This is a genomic window from Pseudomonas sp. NGC7, assembly GCF_047159675.1.
Taxonomy (GTDB): domain Bacteria; phylum Pseudomonadota; class Gammaproteobacteria; order Pseudomonadales; family Pseudomonadaceae; genus Aquipseudomonas; species Aquipseudomonas kermanshahensis.
Window position 1 is genome coordinate 3,087,334 of the sequence record NZ_BAAFZY010000001.1, and the last position, 21,119, is coordinate 3,108,452.

At 63.1% G+C, this 21,119-nt stretch carries 23 protein-coding genes; 13 read left to right on the forward strand and 10 right to left on the reverse strand.

Annotated elements, in window-relative coordinates; genetic code table 11:
• Positions 1-9 precede the first annotated feature (9 nt).
• From ACMCNM_RS13905 to ACMCNM_RS13925, 5 genes are all read left to right on the forward strand, one after another.
• Positions 10-765 (forward strand): class II aldolase/adducin family protein, encoded by a 756-nt coding sequence (locus ACMCNM_RS13905; RefSeq protein WP_186676467.1) that lies wholly within the window; start codon positions 10-12, stop codon positions 763-765.
• Positions 766-906: 141 nt separating this feature from the next.
• The gene (locus ACMCNM_RS13910) at positions 907-1,794 is read left to right on the forward strand and encodes an EamA family transporter (protein WP_099429526.1); all 888 of its coding nucleotides are present in this window, start codon (positions 907-909) and stop codon (positions 1,792-1,794) included.
• 61 nt (positions 1,795-1,855) lie between these two features.
• The gene (locus tag ACMCNM_RS13915; protein WP_027594788.1) at positions 1,856-2,176 is read left to right on the forward strand and encodes a YbjQ family protein; all 321 of its coding nucleotides are present in this window, start codon (positions 1,856-1,858) and stop codon (positions 2,174-2,176) included.
• 139 nt (positions 2,177-2,315) lie between these two features.
• Complete coding sequence (locus tag ACMCNM_RS13920) at positions 2,316-2,504, forward strand: hypothetical protein (RefSeq protein ID WP_027594789.1); 189 nt, start codon at positions 2,316-2,318, stop codon at positions 2,502-2,504.
• Between the two features lie 144 nt (positions 2,505-2,648).
• Complete coding sequence (locus ACMCNM_RS13925; RefSeq protein ID WP_186676470.1) at positions 2,649-2,954, forward strand: hypothetical protein; 306 nt, start codon at positions 2,649-2,651, stop codon at positions 2,952-2,954.
• Between the two features lie 46 nt (positions 2,955-3,000).
• Here ACMCNM_RS13925 and ACMCNM_RS13930 read toward each other — a convergent pair whose 3' ends face one another.
• Positions 3,001-3,333 (reverse strand): hypothetical protein, encoded by a 333-nt coding sequence (locus tag ACMCNM_RS13930; RefSeq protein ID WP_027594791.1) that lies wholly within the window; start codon positions 3,331-3,333, stop codon positions 3,001-3,003.
• A gap of 324 nt (positions 3,334-3,657) precedes the next feature.
• Positions 3,658-4,800 carry a class C beta-lactamase gene (gene ampC / locus ACMCNM_RS13935; RefSeq protein ID WP_412764643.1) on the reverse strand — a complete coding sequence of 381 codons (1,143 nt, stop codon included), beginning with the start codon at positions 4,798-4,800 and terminating at the stop codon, positions 3,658-3,660.
• Positions 4,801-4,919: 119 nt separating this feature from the next.
• On the opposite strand from ampC, the gene ACMCNM_RS13940 reads away from it, so the two are divergent.
• Entirely contained in the window at positions 4,920-5,912 is a 993-nt protein-coding gene (locus ACMCNM_RS13940; protein WP_099429524.1) for a bile acid:sodium symporter family protein, read from the forward strand.
• Positions 5,913-6,107: 195 nt separating this feature from the next.
• Here ACMCNM_RS13940 and ACMCNM_RS13945 read toward each other — a convergent pair whose 3' ends face one another.
• Positions 6,108-6,701, reverse strand: coding sequence for a DUF4157 domain-containing protein (locus ACMCNM_RS13945; RefSeq protein WP_027594794.1), 594 nt, complete (start codon positions 6,699-6,701; stop codon positions 6,108-6,110).
• Positions 6,688-7,251, reverse strand: a complete 564-nt coding sequence (locus ACMCNM_RS13950; RefSeq protein WP_412764644.1) for a TetR/AcrR family transcriptional regulator — start codon at positions 7,249-7,251, stop codon at positions 6,688-6,690. The genes ACMCNM_RS13945 and ACMCNM_RS13950 overlap by 14 nt, the downstream gene beginning before the upstream one ends.
• A gap of 89 nt (positions 7,252-7,340) precedes the next feature.
• On the opposite strand from ACMCNM_RS13950, the gene ACMCNM_RS13955 reads away from it, so the two are divergent.
• Together ACMCNM_RS13955 and ACMCNM_RS13960 are read left to right on the forward strand one after the other, a co-directional pair.
• Positions 7,341-8,072: an SDR family oxidoreductase gene (locus ACMCNM_RS13955; protein WP_412764645.1), complete on the forward strand. Its 732-nt coding sequence runs from the start codon at positions 7,341-7,343 to the stop codon at positions 8,070-8,072.
• A gap of 29 nt (positions 8,073-8,101) precedes the next feature.
• On the forward strand, positions 8,102-8,716 hold the full coding sequence (locus tag ACMCNM_RS13960) for a 2-hydroxychromene-2-carboxylate isomerase (RefSeq protein ID WP_339549111.1): 615 nt from the start codon (positions 8,102-8,104) through the stop codon (positions 8,714-8,716).
• Here the strand turns inward: ACMCNM_RS13960 and ACMCNM_RS13965 are convergent.
• The 5 genes from ACMCNM_RS13965 to ACMCNM_RS13985 all read right to left on the reverse strand — a co-directional run bounded on the left by ACMCNM_RS13965 (position 8,689) and on the right by ACMCNM_RS13985 (position 12,488).
• Positions 8,689-8,988 (reverse strand): hypothetical protein, encoded by a 300-nt coding sequence (locus ACMCNM_RS13965; RefSeq protein WP_027594798.1) that lies wholly within the window; start codon positions 8,986-8,988, stop codon positions 8,689-8,691. The two genes, ACMCNM_RS13960 and ACMCNM_RS13965, sit on opposite strands and share 28 nt — an antisense overlap.
• Positions 8,989-8,990: 2 nt before the next feature.
• On the reverse strand, positions 8,991-9,536 hold the full coding sequence (locus tag ACMCNM_RS13970; RefSeq protein ID WP_027594799.1) for a cupin domain-containing protein: 546 nt from the start codon (positions 9,534-9,536) through the stop codon (positions 8,991-8,993).
• Positions 9,537-9,614: 78 nt separating this feature from the next.
• Positions 9,615-10,820, reverse strand: a complete 1,206-nt coding sequence (locus ACMCNM_RS13975) for an MFS transporter (protein ID WP_412764646.1) — start codon at positions 10,818-10,820, stop codon at positions 9,615-9,617.
• A gap of 85 nt (positions 10,821-10,905) precedes the next feature.
• Positions 10,906-11,439 (reverse strand): cytochrome b, encoded by a 534-nt coding sequence (locus ACMCNM_RS13980; protein WP_252824420.1) that lies wholly within the window; start codon positions 11,437-11,439, stop codon positions 10,906-10,908.
• Positions 11,436-12,488 carry a catalase family peroxidase gene (locus ACMCNM_RS13985; RefSeq protein ID WP_412764647.1) on the reverse strand — a complete coding sequence of 351 codons (1,053 nt, stop codon included), beginning with the start codon at positions 12,486-12,488 and terminating at the stop codon, positions 11,436-11,438. The genes ACMCNM_RS13980 and ACMCNM_RS13985 overlap by 4 nt, the downstream gene beginning before the upstream one ends.
• Before the next feature lie 124 nt (positions 12,489-12,612).
• Between ACMCNM_RS13985 and ACMCNM_RS13990 the strand changes: the two genes are divergently transcribed.
• On the forward strand, positions 12,613-13,134 hold the full coding sequence (locus ACMCNM_RS13990; protein ID WP_412764648.1) for a sigma-70 family RNA polymerase sigma factor: 522 nt from the start codon (positions 12,613-12,615) through the stop codon (positions 13,132-13,134).
• Positions 13,131-13,883, forward strand: a complete 753-nt coding sequence (locus ACMCNM_RS13995; RefSeq protein WP_186676506.1) for an anti-sigma factor family protein — start codon at positions 13,131-13,133, stop codon at positions 13,881-13,883. The genes ACMCNM_RS13990 and ACMCNM_RS13995 overlap by 4 nt, the downstream gene beginning before the upstream one ends.
• A gap of 143 nt (positions 13,884-14,026) precedes the next feature.
• On the opposite strand, the gene xthA is transcribed toward ACMCNM_RS13995, so the two are convergent.
• Positions 14,027-14,839 (reverse strand): exodeoxyribonuclease III, encoded by an 813-nt coding sequence (gene xthA / locus ACMCNM_RS14000; protein WP_027594805.1) that lies wholly within the window; start codon positions 14,837-14,839, stop codon positions 14,027-14,029.
• Between the two features lie 163 nt (positions 14,840-15,002).
• Between xthA and ACMCNM_RS14005 the strand changes: the two genes are divergently transcribed.
• From ACMCNM_RS14005 to ACMCNM_RS14015, 3 genes are read left to right on the forward strand one after another with little or no spacing between them, the layout of a single operon-like run.
• Positions 15,003-15,653, forward strand: coding sequence for a GNAT family N-acetyltransferase (locus tag ACMCNM_RS14005; protein ID WP_027594806.1), 651 nt, complete (start codon positions 15,003-15,005; stop codon positions 15,651-15,653).
• 51 nt (positions 15,654-15,704) lie between these two features.
• A complete protein-coding gene (locus ACMCNM_RS14010) occupies positions 15,705-17,447 on the forward strand; it encodes an autotransporter assembly complex protein TamA (RefSeq protein WP_027594807.1) in 1,743 nt (580 codons plus the stop codon).
• On the forward strand, positions 17,444-21,118 hold the full coding sequence (locus tag ACMCNM_RS14015; protein ID WP_412764649.1) for a translocation/assembly module TamB domain-containing protein: 3,675 nt from the start codon (positions 17,444-17,446) through the stop codon (positions 21,116-21,118). Before ACMCNM_RS14010 ends, ACMCNM_RS14015 begins: the two co-directional genes overlap by 4 nt.
• The last annotated feature ends 1 nt before the right edge of the window (position 21,119 follow it).

Consider the following 21,119-nt stretch of genomic DNA (forward strand, 5'->3'; position numbering starts at 1 on the left):
GAACGTGAAATGACCCTTACCGAACAGACCCTGCGTCAGGAGCTGGCGGCCTGCTACCGCCTGGTCGCACACTTTCGCATGAGCGACCTGATCTTCACGCACATCTCGCTGCGCGTGCCTGGGCCGGAGCACCACTTTCTGATCAACCCCTACGGCTTGCTGTTCGACGAGATCACAGCCTCCAGCCTGGTGAAGATCGACTTGCATGGGCAGCCAGTCGAAGCGACCCCACACCCGGTCAACCCGGCCGGGTTCGTCATCCACAGTGCTATTCATGCGGCTCGCGAAGACGCCCACTGCGTGCTGCACACCCACACCCGGGCCGGGTGTGCGGTGGCGGCACTGGAATGTGGCCTGCTGCCGGTCAACCAGATGTCCATGGAGTTTCATGGCAAGGTTGCCTACCACGATTACGAAGGCATCGCCCTGGACCTGGATGAGCAACAGCGCTTGGTGGCCGACTTGGGTGACCGGCCGGTGATGATCCTGCGTAACCATGGGTTGCTGACCACCGGGCGTTCTGTGGCCGAAGCCTTCCTGCGCATGTACTACCTGGAAAAAGCCTGCGAGATCCAGTTGGCGGCGCAGAGTGCCGGGCAATTGATACTGCCGCCGGCCGCCGTGTGTGAGCGTACCGAGCAGCAGTTCAATGCGCCACTGAAGGGCTTGAAGCAGGGCGAACTGTCGGACCCGGATGCAGTGGGGCTGGCGTGGGGCGCGCTACTGCGGATGCTGGAGCGGGTGGCGCCGGGTTACCGCGACTGATGGTTGAATGCCACGGCGTATGAAGACTGCAACAGTGACACTGTTGCGCAACCCTGCGCCCTAACTGTGCTGGTCCCTGGAAAAGGAATAGCCTTATGCTGTAACGAAATATGTCTAGAAAGCCTGAAGAAGGATGTCGCAATGCCGCTCAAGGACCTGCTGATCGCCCTGGTGGTGATTGTTGCGTGGGGAGTCAACTTCGTGGTCATCAAGGTCGGCCTGGATGGCCTGCCGCCGATGCTGCTGGGGGCGTTGCGCTTCTTGTTGGTGGCCTTCCCGGCGGTGTTGCTGGTGAAGCGGCCCAAGCTGCCCTGGCGCTGGCTGATCGCTTATGGCGCGACGATCTCCTTGGGGCAGTTCGCCTTCTTGTTCCAGGCCATGTACAGCGGTATGCCGCCGGGGTTGGCGTCGTTGATTCTGCAATCCCAGGCATTCTTCACCTTGGGTTTCGCTGCGTTGTTCCTGGGTGAGCGGTTGCGCCTTGCCAGCCTGCTGGGGCTGCTGGTGGCGGCCAGCGGGTTGGCGTTGATCGGCAGTGAAGACGGCGGCCATGTGCCGATGTTTGCGCTGTTGCTGACCCTGTGTGCGGGCGCGATGTGGGGCGTGGGCAACATCATCACGCGGCGTTTCGGGTCGGTCGACCTGGTGGCGCTGGTGATTTGGGGCGGGCTGATTCCACCGTTGCCATTCTTGGCTTTGTCGTGGTGGCTGGAAGGGCCTGAGCGCATCGGCCACGCCTTGGCCAACATCGGTTGGAACTCGGTACTGGCGTTGGCGTACCTGGCATTCGTCGCCACCATGCTCGGCTACAGCCTGTGGAGCAAGCTGTTGTCGCGTCACCCGGCGGGCAAGGTCGCGCCATTCTCGCTGCTGGTACCCGTGATTGGCTTGAGCTCCTCGGCCTGGTTGCTGGGGGAACGCCTGACCGTGTTGCAGGGGTGGGGCGCGTTGCTGGTGATGGTCGGGCTGCTGGTGAATGTGTTTGGCGCGAAGATCGGCCAGCGGTTACGTGCGGCCAGCGTCTCCTGACGCCGGGCTGCCAGTGCTCTGTTAGAATTGGCGCTTTTCGCCAGGCCAACGGAGCACTTTCATGATCATCTCCACCACCAGCCAGCTCGAAGGCCGTCCGATTGCCGACTACCTGGGCGTCGTCAGTTCTGAGTCCGTGCAGGGCATCAACTTTGTGCGGGATTTCTTCGCGCGTTTCCGCGACTTCTTCGGTGGCCGTTCACAAACCCTGGAGAGCGCACTGCGCGAGGCCCGCGAACAGGCTACCGAAGAGTTGAAAGCGCGCGCACGGCAGTTGAATGCTGATGCCGTAGTCGGTGTGGATTTCGAAATCAGCATGCCATCGGTGCAGGGTGGCATGGTCGTGGTTTTCGCCACCGGCACGGCAGTCCGCCTGAAGTAAGGCCATGTGCCACTGGTCGGGCGTAAAGCGTTTGGCCAGGCAGTCTGCAAATGACCAGCTAGTCTCACTTTTACCGGCCGCGTTCACCTAGGCAATCCATCTGCTTGCCGGCGCGACCACCACTGGAGGGAGACTGGGCATGAGCGAATCCTTTTTTGAAGACCTGAACGACGCATTCCCGATCAACAGCCAGGTGCGTTGCGGCCAGTCGGCATTCCGTCTGGGCTTCGCCAACATGACGCTGGATGATTCGGAACAGCTTCAGCCTGCACATCTGCAGCGCACCAAGAAGGGCCGCTTCATGCCGCGGGTTCCGCTGAAAAAGTGATCCCGCTCCAGCAACCCCGCCAAACGGCGGGGTTTTTATTGCCATTCGTTGACGCTGCTCATGGCATCGCTGGGTTGCGCTCGCAGGGCTTGCGAAGATGTGGTTTTCTGGCGCGGCATTTCAGCAAACGGAGATTGAACGCTCATGCGAGTCAGGGAAGAGACCTATTGGCAGTGGGCCGACGCTCAACTGCACAGCCGCAGCCACGATGAAGCACTCAGTGACGGCACCACGCTGGACGTGCAGGTGCGGTTGTCGCGCCTCGGCGCCACCCAGTTGTTCCTCGGTGTGTACGCCGGCAATGGCCGGGCAGTGCTGGAAGAGTATTACCCCTCGCGCCCTGGCGAGACCATGACCCGCGCGCTGGTCTGGGGCGTCGAGCGGGCCCGGGCACTGGCTACCGGCGCCTTGCCGCTGCCAACCGTGGCGCAACCGCGCAAGCGCGCATGAAAAAGCCCGGCCTTTTGGGGCCGGGCTTGAGGGTGCGGGTAGCCACTCAGTTGAGCGGTTCGATCACCTTGACTGCCTGCCGCTCACGGGCGGCGGGCCATTCTTGTTGCAGGGTCTGCAGCACGCGGCCAACGAACTCGGTGTCGGCAGCGGCCTTCTTGCCGACGTAGCCTTGACCACGGCGGTAGACCTTGAAGCGTGCACGCATGCTGGGCAGGTGCTCTTCGAATTCAGCTTCGATGGTGTTCGGTGGCAGGCGGTCGAGACGCACCTCACCGGTCTGGCTGACCCACAGCAGATGGTCGTCGAGGCTGTCTTTGCGCACGGCGAACAGCTGGGCCAATTGGTCGATTGTGGGATTGTTGTTCAAGTTCATCATAAAGCCCCCATTACCCATTCGTAGGTGATTTTCACAGTTGGCGCTACCACGGTGTAGCGCACTACCAAGGCTGCTACAGCAGCATCGCAACAGGGGCTTTCACACGCTGCCTTTTGGACAGTTCCCTCTCCACGGACGGCCTGCGTTACCGCGCAGGCCGTCTGGAACACCCTTGCCACCGCTCCCGATCGGGGAGACGACTCAATCATGCCCAAGCGCGATGAACGGCGTCAACAGTTTTGTAGTGAATATTTTTACTCACTACATTTTTGTCATGTTGTTCGACAATCCAAGCGCTGGCCGGCGTAAAACCGGCCGCAGCCTTCAAAGCCCCTTAAGAATCTGGAAGGCCGCACGCACGCGGGCTTCGTTCGGATAATTACGGTTGGCCAGCAACACCACGGCCATGTTTTTGGCAGGAATAAAAGCGGCGTACGCGCCAAAACCGCTGGTTGCGCCGGTCTTGTTGTACCAGGCCTCACGCGGGGCAGGGCTGGCAGGGACGAGGCGGGTGGTGGCCTGAGGTTCACGGATCAGGCGAGGGCTGTTGCCATCGATCAGGGTGCCTAGCGCAACCGGATAAGGGTAATGCTCCCAGCCAAGGCCTTGGGTCATGGCGCCGACCTGGAAGTAGCCCTTATGGGTGATTGCGATGGCGTTTTGCAGTGCAGCGGGCAGGCCGTCTGGCTGCATCTGCAGGCGCACGTAGCGCAGCATGTCGCTGGCGCTGGTCTTGATGCCATAGGCTTCATCGGCATAAGGGCCTGGGCTGACGCGTACCGGGCGGTCTTGTGCGTCGTAGCCTTGGGCATAGAGCCCTTGGGCGCTGGCGGGCACTTGCAGGTAGGTGTGTTTCAGGCCCAGTTGCACCAGCAGGCCCTGGCTCATCAGCTCCGCGAAGGGGCGCTGTTGCGCGCGTGCCGCCAAATCGCCGAACAGGCCCAGGCTCGGGTTGGAATAGCAGCGCTGGGTGCCCGGCGCGGCGCGAGGCTTCCAGTGGCGGAAGAAGTCCACGACCTGTTGCGGCGTCTGCACTTCATCGGGGAACTGCAACGGTAGGCAATCGGCGCTGTAGGCCCCCAGTTCCAGCACGCTGGCGTCCCCCAGTGGCACCCCAGCCAGTGCGGGCTGATAGCGTTTTGCCGGGGCCTGAAGGTCCAGTTTGCCTTCGGCGCTGGCCAGGGCAGCGAGGGTAGCCGTGTAGGTTTTGCTCAACGAGCCGACCTCGAACAGGGTGTCTTGGGTAACCGGCGTGCCCTCGGCCTTGCTGGCCACGCCATAGTTGAAATAGTGCGCCTGGCCGTGGGCGTACACCGCCACGGCCATGCCGGCGATGCCTTGCTCCTGCATCAGTGTGCGAATGAGGGGGTCGACGCGTGCTTGCAGCGTGTCGTCAGCCTGAGCGGCTGCGTGGCCCATGGCGAATGTGATGACAGCAGCCAGTGCGGCCAGGCGAGGGAGCAACATGGGCAGGTCCTTTGTGGGGTTGTGTCCGTTCATCGACACCTGTGGGGGTTCCGGCGTTAGCGAAGAAAAGCCGCAGACCTTATCGTCTGCCCTTGCACAATGACAAGACGGAACCTGTGATGAAGTATTTGCGGATGTTATTCGACAATTTCACCCTGGCGCTGCTCGGGGTGGTGCTGATCGCCACCGTGCTGCCCTGCTCAGGTGACGGTGCAGTGTATTTTGGCTGGCTGACCAACCTGGCCATCGGCCTGCTGTTCTTCCTGCACGGCGCCAAGTTGTCGCGCGAAGCGATCATCGCCGGGGCCGGGCACTGGCGCCTGCACGCGTTGGTGTTCTCCTGCACCTTTGTACTGTTCCCCTTGCTGGGGTTGGCGTTCAAGCCCCTGTTCGTGCCATTGGTTGGCAATGAGCTGTACCTAGGCGTGCTGTACCTGTGTGCACTGCCGGCCACTGTGCAGTCAGCCATCGCGTTCACCTCCCTGGCCCGCGGTAACGTGCCGGCCGCCATTTGCAGCGCTGCCGCTTCGAGCCTGCTGGGCATCTTCCTCACGCCGCTGCTGGTGATGATGTTGCTCGGCGCCAGCGGTGACACCGGGTCGGGGTTGGATGCCGTACTGAAAATCACCCTGCAGCTGCTGGTGCCCTTCGTGGCCGGGCAGATCGCACGCCGCTGGATCGGTGCATGGGTCAAGCGCAACGCACGCTGGCTCAAGGTCGTGGACCAGGGGTCGATCCTGTTGGTGGTGTACACCGCGTTCAGTGAAGCGGTGGTGACGGGCCTGTGGCACACGGTTTCGCCACAGCACCTGGCGGGGCTGTTCGTGGTCTGCGGGATTTTGTTGGCGGTGGTGCTGTATGGCACCCGTTTCCTTGGCAAGGTGCTGGGCTTTGACCTTGAAGACCGCATCACCATTCTGTTCGCCGGTTCGAAGAAGAGCCTGGCGACCGGCGTGCCGATGGCTCAGGTGCTGTTTGTGGGCAGTGGCATTGGCGCGATGATTTTGCCGCTGATGCTGTTCCATCAGATCCAGTTGATGGTGTGCGCGGTGCTGGCGCAGCGCTATGCCAGCCGTGAGGATGTGGGTGAGAAGGCCCCTGTATCGTCTTGATAGACAAGGGGTATAGGTAATGCTGACTGTGTGAGAGCAACTGTCTTATGGTGCTTGTGCCGGCCTCTTCGCGGGCAAGTCGGACCGCCGCACCGCCGCTCCCACAGGTAATTGCGCAGGCTCAAACCTTGTGATCTCCAACAAATACCCACTGAGTCAAGTAGTTATGTGCTGTTATTGAAGTGCTTTATCACTTCACCGGGCCTGGCCGGAGCTGCGCGCTCTTAACGCCTTGGCAACCTCCGCCTCTATCTTGTAGGCCGGGCCTTCCAGCTCATTGAAGTCACGCGTGTAGCGCCGGGCGAACTCATCGACGCCTAATGCCTGGTACTGCTGCACGTGCTTGAGCTCGTGCGCCCACAGCGCCACATTGTCTTCAGCATCGCTGGCATGGCGGAAGATGATCGTGTCGATCAGTGTCACGGCATTCACATCGGGGTTTTGCAGCATCGCGTTGGCTGCGCTCATCTGCTGTTCATCGCCAACCCTGAAGCGCGCGGCATCGAGCACGGCAAAGTCATACCAGGGTTCGAGCTGGGCGCGGATGTGTAGCGGGATCGGCTCACTGCCGCTGGCGCTGGCTTCGTCACGGGCCTGGCGCAACGCGTAGGCCAGGCTGGTTGAGGCCATGGTTTCGACGTCCTTGAGGATCTGCCCGGCCTGGCCTGGGTCGACCGGCGCACAGAAACAGCCCATCAGGCAGACTTGGTACTGGCCCGGAGGGCAGGTCTGTTCAGCAAACACGGGCACGCTCAAAAACAAGCCAAGCAACAGGTTAACGGCTTTCATTCAAGGCCTTTTCGACGAAGCTGCGGCTGGCATCGAGTACTTCGGACTGCACGGCTTCGCTGGCGAGCATGCGCCCGATCAGCAACGCACCGACGCATTGGCTGATCAATACCCAGGCCAGTTGTTCATCCTCCAGTGTTGTGCTCCAGGCTTTGTGCAGCTCGACCAGCCAATGTTCGGCCACCTCACGCACCGGTTGATCTGCCCGGGCGATTTCCACCCCAAGCGGCGGCAAGGGGCAGCCCCCTTCGGCATTGTGCAGGTGGACCAGGCTCAGGTACTGCTGTAGGCAACGGCCAAGCCGCTCGCGGCTGGCACCTTGGCTGGCCAGGCGCGCCAGCGGGCTGTTGCAAAGTTCCTGGCGAACGACTTCGGTGAACAGGTCATCTTTGGAAGGGAAGTGATTGTAAAAGGCACCGCCGGTCAGCCCGATGGCTTTCATCAACCCGGCTACGCCAGTGCTGGTGAAACCGCCGCGTTTGGCCAGCGCACCGCTGGTGGCCAGCAGCTTTTCGCGGGTTTGTTGCTTGTGGTCGCTGGTATAGCGCATTCAATAGCCTCTGTGCGCTTGGCTTGACGATGGGGGCGATCATAACATAGCGTTCGTTTACTAAACGATCATTCACCAAAGGGGCGCACATGACTCAACCACAAAAAGTAGTGCTGGTGATCGGCGCGGGGGATGCCACGGGGGGCGAGATCGCCAAGCGCTTCGCGCGGGAAGGCTACGTGGCCTGCGTCACTCGCCGTCAGGCGGACAAGCTGCAACCGCTGCTGGACGAGATCCGCGCCGAAGGTGGCCAGGCCCATGGCTTTGGCTCCGATGCGCGTAAGGAGGAAGAGGTGGCCGCGCTGGTTGAGACCATCGAGCATGATATTGGCCCGATTGAGGCGTTTGTCTTCAATATCGGCGCCAATGTGCCTTGCAGCATTCTCGACGAAACGCCGCGCAAATACTTCAAGATTTGGGAGATGGCCTGTTTTGCCGGGTTTCTGACAGCGCAGGCGGTGGCACGGCGCATGGTGGTGCGTGAGCGCGGCACGATTATGTTCACAGGCGCTACTGCAGGTACCCGTGGCGCTGCTGGCTTTGCCGCATTCGCCGGTGCCAAGCATGGCCTGCGGGCATTGGCCCAGAGCATGGCGCGTGAGCTGGGGGCGCGCAATATCCATGTCGCCCATGTAGTGGTGGATGGGGCAATCGATACCGCGTTCATCCGCGACAGTTTCCCCGAGCGCTACGCCCTCAAGGACCAGGATGGCATCCTCGACCCGGCCCATATTGCCGACAGCTACTGGTTCCTCCACGCCCAACCGCGAGATGCCTGGACATTCGAACTGGACCTGCGCCCCTGGATGGAACGCTGGTAAGCCCCCCTCATCGACCAAGGACCGAACCCATGACCAAGACCGTCGAATTCTTCTTTGACCTCGGCAGCCCCGCCAGTTACCTGGCGTGGACCCAGCTGCCGGGTATCTGTGACCGCCATGGCGCGGCGCTGCATTATCGGCCCATGCTGTTGGGTGGGGTATTCCAGGCCACCGGCAATGCCTCGCCGGCAATGATCCCAGCCAAGGGCCGCTACATGTTTACCGACCTTGCACGCTTCGCAGCGCGCTATGGTGTGCCGTTTGGGCTTCCACCGGGCTTCCCGATGAATACCCTGATGCTGATGCGCGGTGTAATCGGCACACAGTTGCAAGCACCGGAGCGCTTCGAGGCACTGTTGCGGGCATTGTTCAACGGCCTGTGGGCCGAGCGACGCAACCTGGGGGACGCGGCTGTGTTGCAGCAGACGCTGGAACAGGCCGGCTTTGACCTTGCCGCGCTCACTGCCCTGGCGGGCGACGCGCAGGTGAAGGCGGCCCTGAAGCAGGCCACCGAGGAAGCCGTTGCGCGCGGTGTATTTGGTGCGCCGACCTGCTTTGTCGGTGATGAGATGTTCTTTGGGCAAGACCGCCTGGATTTTGTCGAGGACGCGGTGCGTCAACCGGCCAGGCGTGTTTCCAGCTGAGTGCGTTCCCACAGGCTGAGCAGGTCGGTGGGGTTGGTGCCGTAGCGGTGCCAGTCTTCAAGGCCGGCCTGATCACCGTTGGGGGCCACGCACTGGACGCATTGAGCAAGGCCTTCGGCATCCACGGCCAGGGTCAACTGCCAGCCTTCGATCAGCACATCGACCAGCCCTTCGGCCCGCTGGGCGGTGATGTGCAAGGGGTGGACGCCCAGGGCTGCGTCACGCAAGCGCTGATACGCGGCCCGTGTGTTCACGGTGCCTGGGCGGTTCACGGTCAGAAGTTCGCCGGGGTGTTGGCGCTGATGATTTCGGCCTCATCCTGGCCAATGTTCTTGAAGCTGTGCGGCAGGGTAGTGGGGATGTAGTAGCCGTCACCCGAATTGAGCACGCTGACCTGGCCATCGACCCACAGCTCGACGGTACCGCGAGTGACCAGGCCGCACTCTTCGCCTTCTGCATGCACGATCGGCTCGCCCGAATCGGCGCCGGGTGCGTACAGTTCACGCAGCATGCGCATCTGACGGGCCTCGACACTGGCACCTACCAATAGCATGCGCAGGCCGTTACGGCCCAAGTCTGGCTGCTCGCTGGCGCGGAACACGAAGCGCTCTTCCCGCACCGGCTCGTCGAAGCTGAAAAACTCCGCCAAGCTCATCGGGATCCCTTCGAGCAGTTTTTTCAGGGAGCTGACCGAAGGGCTGACGCGATTCTGTTCGATCTGCGAGATCGTCGAGTTGGTCAGCCCGCTGCGGCGGGCCAGTTCCCGTTGGGAGAGGTTGTTGCGTTCACGCACCAGTTTGAGTCGCGTCCCCGTGTCCATAGCCGCCTTTAATCAGAGGTGTCAAAAATAATGAGCGACGCATTAAAACACACTCTGCACGCTTGCGCGCTGTGCTTATCAGGCGCGCGGTTCGCGTGGCATCGGCCATAGCCCGACCAGCAGCAACAGCGCGGCTACCGCCATGAACGGCAAGCGCGGGTCAAGGGCATACACCAGGGTGCCGGCCAGTGGCCCGATCACCGCGCCCATGCCCTGGGCGGCGCCGATCGAGCCCGCTGTCGCGCCTTGTTCCGAGGCCTGCATGGCGTTGGCTGCCAGCGCCGAAAACGCCGGGAACACAAAGCCCATGCCGGCCGCAGCGACGAAAAAGCACGCCCACAGCCAGGGCGCGGTGGTCGCCAGCGCACCGCAGGCAAAGCCCACGGCCGACACGCTGGCGCCCACCCGGATCATCTTCAGCGGCGGCCATTCCAGCTGACGCAGCACAACTTGGGCCAGGATCAGCGCCACACCGACCGTGGTCAGGGCAATGCCGGCGACCTGAGCCGCGTCAGCCGGGCCCAACTGCAAGCGGTCCAGGGCGAAGAAACCGACGATGATCTGTGACACGGTGACGCTGAGCATGGCACTGAAGGCCACCAGCAAAGGCCGGCGCAGCCGCGGGTCGCTCAGTTGCACCGGGCTGGGCGCATGGGTGTGCGCCAGCGCTTGTGGCTTGAGTGTGAACAGCAACGCGAAGAACGCGGCGGCCGGCAGCAGCGACATGAGGTGGAACGGCAGGCTCAGGCTGTACCGCGCGAGCAGGGCGGCCAGCGCCGGGCCCAGCACGAGGCCGACCGCGTTTGCCGCGCCCAGTGAGGCCATGGCGCGGGCTCGGCGCTGCGGTTCGACATGGTCGGCGATCAGTGCATTGCAAGCCACTGGGATGGCGGCGTAGAAGGCGCCGATGCAGCCGCGTGCGAGCATGAGGCCGATAAAGGCCAGGGTTGCGCCCGGCATCCAGCGCAGCGCGCCTTCGACGAACACGCACAACAGCCAGTAGGCCACGGTAAAGCCTGCGCTGCCGAGCAGCAGCACGCGGCGGCGGCCGAGCCGGTCAGCCGCGCGGCCCCACGGGCGTGCCAGCAACACCCAGACCACCCCGGCGACGGTAACAGCGGCACCGGCCTGCCAGGTGGCCATGCCGAGTTGACGGGCAATTGGGCCTATCAGGGCAACGAAGGCCATCATCGACATGGTGCAAGCCATGTTGGCCAGCAGCAATGGGCGTAAGTCGAGCGTGCTGGCAGGCACGAGAGTGGCAGGATCCTTTGCGACGTTCATGGGCAGTCCAGAGAAGTTCAGCGATAAGTGCGCCGATGGTAATAAGCATTATTATCGATTGTCGACCGCCCTGAACCGCACCGGCTTATTCGCTGCGACGCAGAGGGCCAGGCCACATGCTACGCAAGACGCCGTCGCGGCGCACCAAAGCGTGCATCAGCGCTGCGCCTAGGTGCACCAGGATCGTCGCGAACAGCAGGTAGCCAGCCCAACCGTGGGCTTGTCGCAGCACGGCATACAGCTGCAGGTCGTGGGGGGCGATTGCCGGTAATTGCAGGGGCCGCGGGTAGCCACCGGCCGACAGCATGGCCCACCCCAGCAGCGGCATGGCCAGCATCAGGCCATAGAGCAGTACATGCGAGGCCCCGGCGGCGAACCGCTGCAGCGGTGGCAGGTCGCGTGGCAGCGGTGGGTGTGGCAAGGCCAGACGCAGGCCGATACGCAACACCACCAGTACCAGCAAAGCCAGGCCCGTGGCCTTGTGCAGGCTGATCAATACGGGGTGGCGCAGTGACAGGTCGCTGACCATGCTCACACCAATGAACAGCATGGCCACAATCAACACCGCCATCAGCCAGTGCAGCAGGCGGGCGAGGGGGTGGAAGGCTTCAGGTTTCATGGGCGGGCTCCAGTGCCGAGCGATTCACGGCTGCGGCGGTTGAACGATTCCGAATAGGCGGCGGATCGGGCGGCCAGAATCGGGTCGGCAGAGGCTTCGATGCCGTGGGGCAGGATCAGTGGGTCGAAATTAATGTCGCGACAAGCACCTTGCTCAGGCGCGTCGACCTGTTCGAGCACAAGCGTGCCGGCGTCTACACTGCGCCGTTGCGCAGGCCATGGGCTTGCCGGGTTGTCCACGGCGTCGCCAGGCTCGGCCAGGACCAGGCGCAGGGTCCAGCGCAGCGGCCCTTGAGCCAGGCGCTGTTGCAGGTCGTGCTGCAGGTATTGTTTGTCGTCCACCTGGCCTGGCAGGGCGGTAAACGGGGTTTGCGGCTCCAGTTGCCAACGTACCGGCTGTGCCGCCCCAGCGGCGTCGATGAGGCGGAAGGCATTGATGCTGTGATACTGGGTACTGGCGAAGCTGTTGCTTGGCTTGTAGCTCGCCGCCCATTGGCGGAACGCCGCGCTTTCGGGGTGGGCGGCAAAAAACGCTTGTTGCCTGGCCGGGTTTGGTTTGCCGGTGGCCGGGTCTGGCGTACTGGCCAGGACCTGTTCATAGAAAGCCTGCGGCGTACCCACCGCCAGCACCGGCGGGTTGTTCATGCCGGTACGCCAGACTTGCCCGTCGTCAGTGCTGAGCTGAAGCGCCAGGCTGCGCACCGGGATTGCGGTGTCCGGCGCGAACGGGTTGGCGCCGCCAATGGCAAAACGGCCGATAACCGGCACGCGTGCCTGGCTGAACACTCGGGCCGTGGACAGGCTGGCAGCCTGGCCGCTGGCCTGGAAGTAGCCTGAGATACAGAGGCCTTTTGCGTGGTTTTTGCGGTAGCCTGGGTAGTGCCCTGCCTGGGCCTCGAAGGTGTCGATGATGCGCTTTGGCGTCAGTTCAGGTGCGCCGATCCAGCCGGCGGCATAGGCAAAGCCTGCGCCGGCAGCCAGCATGACAGCGCCGATGGCCGCCAGGCGCAGGGCCTTGGCGGGGCCGTGCAAAGGTGAGTTCATGATCATCGTCCGGTTCTGTGAAGGTGCCGGTACGACGCTGCAGGGAAAAACTTATTCCCTCGGCGGGAATAGATTTTGTTACCGGGCGTCTGCCTCTTACACTGACAACCCCAGAGGCCGGGACATAGCCATGCACGATCTGGACGAACACCAGTGGCGCGAGCTGCTGGCACGTTTGCGTCGCTTTGCCTTGTGGTTGACGCGCGAACCGGGCAGCGCCGACGACCTGGTGCAGGCCACCGTCGAGCGAGCCTTGAGCCGCCAGGGCCAGCAACGTGAAGCTGAGGCGCTGCGCGCCTGGCTGTTCACCATCCTTTATCGGCTGTTTCTTGACGGCAAACGCCGCGACCGCCTGCATGCCCGTTGGCTGTCCTGGTTCGGCCGCGCCGAGGTAGAAAACGAGCCCGTTGGCGGCAATATCGAAGACATCGTGCTGGCCCAGGCCGACCTGCGTGCCTTTGCTCGGCTGACGGCGGAGCAGCGTGCTTTGCTGCTGCTGGTGAGCATCGAAGGTTTGAGTTACAAAGAGGCCGCCCAGGCCTTGGGCATCCCTATCGGTACCGTGATGTCGCGCTTGTCGCGCGCCCGCAATGCCTTGCGCGAACTGACCGAGGGCAACCCTCAACCCCCGGCCTTGCGGAGACTGAAATGACACGCCTGATCCCCACTGAAGATGAGTTGCATGCCTATATCGATGAGCGCTTGGCGCCTGCTCGCCGGGCAGAGGTAAAGGCCTGGCTGGCGGCCAACCCGCAGGAGGCGGCGCGGGTCGAGGGCTGGCGCAGCGATGCGCGGCGGCTGCGTGTGGCACTTGCCGGCCTGGGTGAACAGCCGGGGGCTGCGCAGCTGGATCTGGGCCAATTAAAACAGCGGCTGCGCCAGCGACGTCAACGGCGTTGGGCATCGGCGGCAGTGCTCGTGCTGGCGATTGGTGTGGGTGGTTTGGGCGGTTGGCAGGCACGGGATGCGATGTTGGCCCGGGTCGATCTGCCCATGGCCGATGCGGTCCAGGCTCATCGGCTGTTTGCCGGTAGCGAGGCGCTGGATATCCAAGCCAGCGACCCCACTCAATTGCGTGACTGGTTGGGGCGTCATTTCAGCCGGGTAGGCCAGCTGCCGGACCTGGCGGGTTACGGTTTCAGGCCGGTGGGCGCGCGGTTGCTCAGCAACGAACAAGGGCCTGCGGCGCTCCTGGTGTTTCAGGATGGCAAGGGGGAACGCATCAGCCTGTTTCTGCGCTCGCCGGGTGAGCGTTATGAACGCATGCCCGAGGGGCAGCGGGTTGATGGGCAACTGGAGGCACGGTACTGGTCGCATGGGGCGTATAACTTTGCGTTGGTCAGTGCGGCGGACGATACGCGTGGGGCGGGGGTAGGGGAGGCGTTGCGGTTGGGGTTGTAGAGTGATGGTGATGATTTGGTTGAGTGGGTGTGGGCAGCCAGGTGTAGGGCATTGGATTTTTATCGCCCGTGAGATCGAGCGCCGCGCGGGCGGCGCTCGATCTCACGGGCGCTGCAACTCAAATGCCTTACACCAGACCCGCGTCAGCTCAACTCCAGCCAGATCGGTGCATGGTCCGACGGCTTTTCCATCCCGCGCAACTCATAATCCACACCCGCCGCCTTGATCCGTGGCACCAGGTGCTGCGACGCCATGATCAGGTCGATGCGCAGGCCACGCTTGGGTTCGTCCTCGAAACCGCGGCTGCGGTAGTCGAACCAGCTGAAGCGGTCGGCCACGTCCGGGTGCAGGTGGCGGAAACTGTCGACCAGGCCCCAGCCTTTAAGGCGCTCCATCCATTCGCGCTCTTCCGGCAGGAAGCTGCATTTACCGGTCTTGAGCCAACGTTTGGCGTTGTCCGGGCCGATGCCGATGTCACAGTCCTGGGGCGAGATGTTCATATCGCCCATCACCAGCACCGGCTGGTCGTTGCGGAACTGGTTTTCGAGCAGGGCTTGCAGGTCGCTGTAGAAGCGCTGCTTGGCCGGGAATTTGGTGGGGTGGTCGCGGCTTTCACCCTGGGGGAAGTAGCCGTTCATGATGGTGATCGGGTTGCCGTCGGCATCGGCGAAGGTGCCCCAGATGAAGCGGCGCTGGGCGTCTTCCTCATCGGTGGCAAAACCCTTGTGCAGGCTCAGCGGTGCCTGGCGCGACAGCAAGGCGACGCCATAGTGGCCTTTCTGGCCGTGGTAATGCACGTGGTAGCCCAGTGCCTGGACATCGGCCAGAGGGAACTGATCGTCGCTGACCTTGGTTTCCTGCAGGCCGATCACGTCAGGCTGATGCTTGTCGATCAGCGCCGCCAGCTGATGCGGGCGCGCTCGCAGGCCGTTGATGTTGAAACAGACGATCTTCATGGAAAGACAATCCCGGTAAAAGCCGCGATGCTAGCCGACATCGCGCGGCATCACCAGCATGGCGGGTTCGGGGTGCTGCTGCTAACGTGCTGTAGGGGCTGAACGATGCGCGGTGGAGCACACTCCAAGGCATTGCAAGCCCATTCCAGGAGGACTGCCCGCAATGCCCGAAACCACTGCCACGCCGGCGCGTATCTGCCAGCTCGACGACGGCTACAGCCGTGAGGCGCGTTCGCTGCTGTACAACGCCTACCGCCATGAACCTACCTTTGCTTACATTTTCGAGGCGCAGCGCCCAGGCTATGAGCGCCGCCTGCGCGTGATGGTGCGTGAATGGGTGCGCCAGCACTTTTACCTGCAACTGCCGGCCATTGGCCTGTTGCTGGATGACCGCTTGATTGCCCTGGCCCTGATCGTGCCGCCGCTGCGCAGGCTGGGGGTGGCCGACAGCTGGGCCTGGCGTTTGCGCATGATGCTGGGTACCGGCCTGCGCTGCACGCGACGCTACATGGATTACCAGGCGGCATTGGCCAGTTGCTTGCCTACAGACCAGGTACACGTCCTGCCTCTACTGGGCGTGCACCCGCAATTTCAGGGGCGCCAGTACGGTGAGCAATTGTTACAAGCTGTGCATGACTGGTGCGCGGAAGACCCCAGCACTCAGGGCGTCGTGCTGGACACCGGCAATGAACACTACCTGGCGTTCTACCAGCGTCAGGGCTATGAGGAAATTGGCGAGGTTGCCGTAGGGCCGATCCGAGAAAGGGTGTTCTTCCATCCCAACCCCGTGTCTTCAACGTCCGCTTTTGCCTGACAAGCCGCCAGACGGCTCCCTTGAGCGCCCGGCTCTGGTAGCATGCCCCGCATGACGTATTCAGGAAGATTAACCTGGGGCCTGGTTTTCTGGGTCGCCAGTTTCGCAGCATGGGGCCAGAGCGAGTTGCTGGTGAAGGTAAAGCCAGCCAACAAAGCGCTCAAGGCCAATGTCGAAGGCTATATCGGCAACTTGGGTGACCGCGATGAAGAAGCGCTGCTGCGCTTCAGTCGCGGGGCTCAGGAGCAGGCGCGCAAAGCCGCGCAGGCACTTGGCTACTATCAAGCCCAGATCGATACCGAGGTCAAGCCTCCCGCCAAAGCCGACCAAGCCCCGCAATTGATAATCCAGATCGCCCCCGGTGAGCCTGTGCGCCTGCGCAACGTGACGGTGCGCATCGAAGGGCCTGCCAGTGAGATGAAGGCGTTTCGAGTGCCCGACAGCAAGGCACTGCGCGCTGGCGAGCAGCTTAACCATGGGCTTTACGAAGATGCCAAACGGCTGATCCAGAACCAGGCTTCACGCTATGGCTTTTTCGCCGGCCGCTTCAGCCGCCAACGTCTGGCAGTCGACCCCCAGGCCGGCGTGGCCGACATCGAACTGGTCTACCAAAGCGGCCCTCGCTACCGCCTGGGCGCGGTCAAGTTTGGCGGTGACACACCGCTGGATGAAGACCTGCTGCAACGCATGGTCTCGTTCAAGCCAGGCACGCCCTATGACTCCGAGCTGATTGCCGAACTCAACAACGACCTGCAATCGAGTGGCTACTTTGAAGGTGTGCGGGTAGATGCTGCGCCGACTGCCGCCGTGGGCGAGGACATCCCGGTGGAAGTCCGCCTGGAAACCCGCAAACCACGCACCATGGGCCTGGGCCTGGGCTTCTCGACTGACGTCGGCCCCCGTGGCAAGGCCAACTGGACGCGACACTGGGTCAACCCTCAGGGCCACAGCTACGGCTGGGAAACCGAACTGTCGGCACCTCGGCAGAACGTCGGCCTGTGGTATGACGTGCCGCTCGACCCGCCGCTGACCGACAAACTGCGCTTTGCCGGTGGTTACCAGAACGAGGAACTCGCCGGTACCGACACCCTCAGCAAGCTGCTCACCGTCGGGCCAGAATGGCACAGCAAGTTGCCCAGTGGCTGGCAGCGGGTCATCTCGCTCAAGTACCAGCGTGAAGAGTACCGCCTGGGCGATGACTCGGGGCTGAGCAACTTGCTGATGCCGGGCGTCAGCTTCTCGTACCTGCGCAGCGACAACCGCATTGACCCGCACAATGGCTACCGCCTGCAGTTCGATACCCAGGTGGCGAAGGAAGGCCTGGTCTCCGACACCAACCTGCTGCACGGCAACGTGCTGCTCAAGGGCCTGACCACGCTTGGCCATAACCATCGCTTCCTCGGCCGGGTGCAATTCGGCGGCAGCGCCACCAACGGCTACAAGAACAACATCCCGCCATCGCTGCGCTTCTTCGCCGGTGGCGACCAGAGCGTGCGTGGCTATGACTACCAGACCTTGTCGCCGAAAAACAGCGACGGCGACCGCATCGGTGGCCGCTACCTGGTGGCTGGCAGCGTCGAGTACCAGTACTCACTGACTGAAAAGTGGCGCGTGGCAACCTTTGTCGATCAGGGCAACTCGTTCAACACCTTCGAGCTGCCAAGCCTCAAGACCGGGGTGGGCATTGGTGTGCGTTGGGTTTCACCGGTTGGGCCATTGCGCCTGGACCTGGCCAAGGCCCTCGATGACGAGGGCGGTATTCGCCTGCACTTCTCCATGGGGCCTGAGCTGTGACACGTGTGTTCAAATTCGTACTGCTGGGCGTGCTCGGCGGGGTGGTGGCCGTGGGCCTGGCGCTGGGCGTGCTGGTGGGGACCGAAAGCGGCAGCCGCTGGGCACTGGCCAGGGTGCCGGGGTTGCAGGTCGCTGACTTCCAAGGGCGCCTGGCGGGCAGTTGGCAAGCCAGCCAGCTGAGCTGGGTCGAGGGCGGTAACCGGGTCGAGGTGCAGGCCCCGCTGTTGACGTGGTCGCCCGCGTGCCTGCTGCGTGCCACCTTGTGTATCGATCAACTGCAGGCGCAGCGCATCGACATGGCGTTTGCACCCAGCGATGCACCGGCTGAAAGCGGCCCGCTGCAACTCCCGGCCCTGCGTTTGCCGGTCGCCATCGAGCTGGGTGAGGTCAAGATCGGCCAACTGCGACTCGACGGCAGCGACCTGCTGGGTGATGTGCAACTGGCCGCCCACTGGACCCAAACGGGCATGCGCATCGACCGCCTGCATCTGCAGCGCGATGACCTGCGCCTGGACCTGCAAGGCGACCTGCAACCTGAGGGCGATTGGCCGCTGCAGTTGCAAGGGCAAGTTGAGCTGCCTTCGGTAGAGGGTGAAAGCTGGCAACTGGCGTTGACCGCGCACGGCGAGTTGCAGAAAACCCTCACACTCGAAGGCACCAGCTCGGGTTACCTCGATGCACGGCTGAACGGTGAGCTACAAGCGCTGGCTGAAAACCTGCCAGCAACGCTGCAGATCCGTTCCGACGCTTTCAAACCAACCGGGTCGCTGCCGGACACCTTGCAGTTCAATCAGCTTGAGCTCAATGCCAAAGGTGATTTGCTCAAAGGCTATAAATTATCGGGCTCAGCCAGTTTGCCGGCTGAGCAGTCGCCGATTGCCTTGGTCCTGTCTGGGCGGGTGGATAGCAAAGGGGCCAAGGTCGATGCCCTGGACCTCAACGCCAGCGATAACCAGCGGCTGAAGCTGCAGGCCAGTGCCGACTGGCAACAGGGCCTGACTGCCGATGCCCAGCTCGATTGGCTGGACTTCCCATGGTTGCGCCTGTACCCGCTGGAGACGCCGCCTGACGTCACGCTCAAGCAATTCAATGCCCAGGTGCACTACCGCGATGGCAATTATCAAGGCACCTTCAAGGGTGATCTTGACGGCCCGGCGGGGGCGTTTTCCCTGGCCAGCCCGTTCGAAGGTGATTTGAACCAGGTGAAACTGCCGCAGCTGGCGCTCAGCGCTGGGCAAGGCAAGGCCGAAGGCAGCGTCGCGGTGCGCTTCGCCGATACGCTGGCGTGGGATGTCGACCTGCAGCTCTCGGCGCTCGACCCCGCGTATTGGCTTGCCGAACTGCCCGGCACCCTGGCCGGGCCGCTGCGCAGCAAAGGTGAAATGAAGGGGGATGCACTCAAGCTCGATGCCCAGCTAGACCTTAAAGGCCGCCTCCGCGGGCAGCCGGCAGTGCTCAAGGTCGAAGCCCAAGGGGCAGGGGAAAGTTGGACACTCGGAGCCCTGGCTATCCAGCTGGGTGACAACCGCATCAATGGCAGTGGCAGCCTGCAACAGCGGCTGGCCGGGCGCGTGGATCTCGACTTGCCGCGTTTGGGGCAGCTATGGCCGAGGCTGCAAGGGCAGGTCAAGGGCCGGCTGGACGTCGCCGGGACCTTGAAGGCGCCCCAAGGTACGCTCACTTTGCAGGGCCAACAGCTGGCGCAGGCCGAAAACCGTATTCAGCGCCTGGACCTGGACGCACGCCTGGACAGCGCCCAGCGTGGTGTGATCGACCTCAAGGCCGGCGGCATTCACCTCGGTGACACGGCACTGGGCACCTTGCAGGCCAATGGCAAAGGCGACATTCGCCAGCAAGCCCTGGCCCTGGCGCTCGACGGCCCGCAGCTCAAGCTGGACCTGGGTCTGGACGGCCAGTTGAACAAAGGCGACTGGCGTGGTCGCCTGGCCAGTGGCCGAATCCAGGCCGGAGGCCAGGATTGGCAGTTGCAGGCGCCGGCACGCCTGCAGCGGGTAGCCAGTGGCCAGCTGGATTTTGGCGCCCATTGCTGGCGTTCCGGCCAGGCCAGCCTGTGTGGTGATGACCAGCGCCTGGCACCTGAGCCGCGCTTGCGCTACCACCTTAAACAGTTCCCGCTGGACAGCCTGGCCCAGTGGCTGCCGAAGGATTTTGCCTGGCAGGGCCTGCTGAATGCCGACGTCAACTTGGATATCCCGGCCAGCGGCCCCAAGGGCAGCATTGTTGTGGACGCCAGTGGCGGCACCTTGCGCGTGCGCGACAAGGGGCGTTGGATCGATTTCCCTTATCAAGCGCTGCGCCTGGACAGCACCCTGGCACCTCGGCGCATCGACACCCGCTTGAATTTCCGGGGTGAGCGCCTGGGCGAACTGAGCCTGAATGCCCGCCTCGACCCCTTGGGCAAGAACAAGCCATTGTCGGGCGATTTCCGCCTGGCGGGCCTGGACCTTTCCGTCGCCCGACCGTTCGTGCCCATGGTCGAACGCCTGGCCGGGCAGTTGAATGGCAGCGGAAATTTATCGGGTACGCTGCTTGCACCGCAGGTCAACGGCAACCTGGTACTGAGCCAGGGCGAGGTCAGTGGTGCCGAGCTGCCGGTGAGCCTGCAAGACCTGTCGTTGCAGGCTACGATCGCCGGTGAACAGGTCCAGCTCAACGGCGGTTGGCGCAGTGGCGAAGCGGGGCGCGGCCAACTGTCCGGTAACCTGACCTGGGGGCAGGCCTTAGGCATGGACCTGCGTTTGCAGGGGCAACAATTGCCGGTGACGGTCGAGCCCTATGCGACGCTGGAAGTCGCACCGGACCTGAACCTGCGCCTGGTCGACGACAAGCTGGCGATAACCGGCAAGGTGCAGGTGCCAAAAGGCAAGATCACGGTACGCGAGCTGCCGCCCTCCACGGTGAAGGTGTCTGATGATACCGTTATCGTTGGCCATCAGACCGAAGAGGGCAAGCCGCCCATGGCGATGGCCATGGACATCGATGTCGATGTCGGGCGCGAAAAGCTGTCGTTCAAAGGCTTTGGCCTCACGGCCAACCTGTTGGGCCACGTGCATATCGGTGACAACCTCGATACCCGCGGTGAGCTGAGCCTGGCCGATGGTCGTTACCGCGCCTACGGGCAGCGCCTGACCATACGCCGGGCGCGCTTGCTGTTCGCCGGCCCGCTCGACCAGCCGTACCTGGACATCGAAGCGATTCGCAAAGTCGATGACGTGATTGCCGGTATTCGCTTGAGCGGCAGTGCCGAGCAGCCCACCACGCAGGTGTTCTCCGAACCTGCCATGAGCCAGGAACAGGCGCTGTCGTACCTGGTGCTGGGTCGCCCTTTGGGGACGTCGGGTGAGGACAACAACATGCTCGCCGAGGCCGCGTTGGGCTTGGGCTTGGCAGGCAGTGCCGGCATTACCGGAAGCCTGGCATCGAGCTTGGGTATCGATGACTTCCAGTTGGATACCGAGGGTTCGGGTAACACCACGAGCGTGGTCGCCAGCGGCAACCTGACCGAGAAGCTGAGCTTGCGCTACGGGGTTGGAGTGTTCGAACCGGCCAACACCATCGCGTTGCGCTACAAGTTGAGCCGGATGGTGTACCTGGAGGCGGCCAGCGGGTTGGCGAGCTCGCTGGATATCTTCTACAAACGGGACTTCTGAT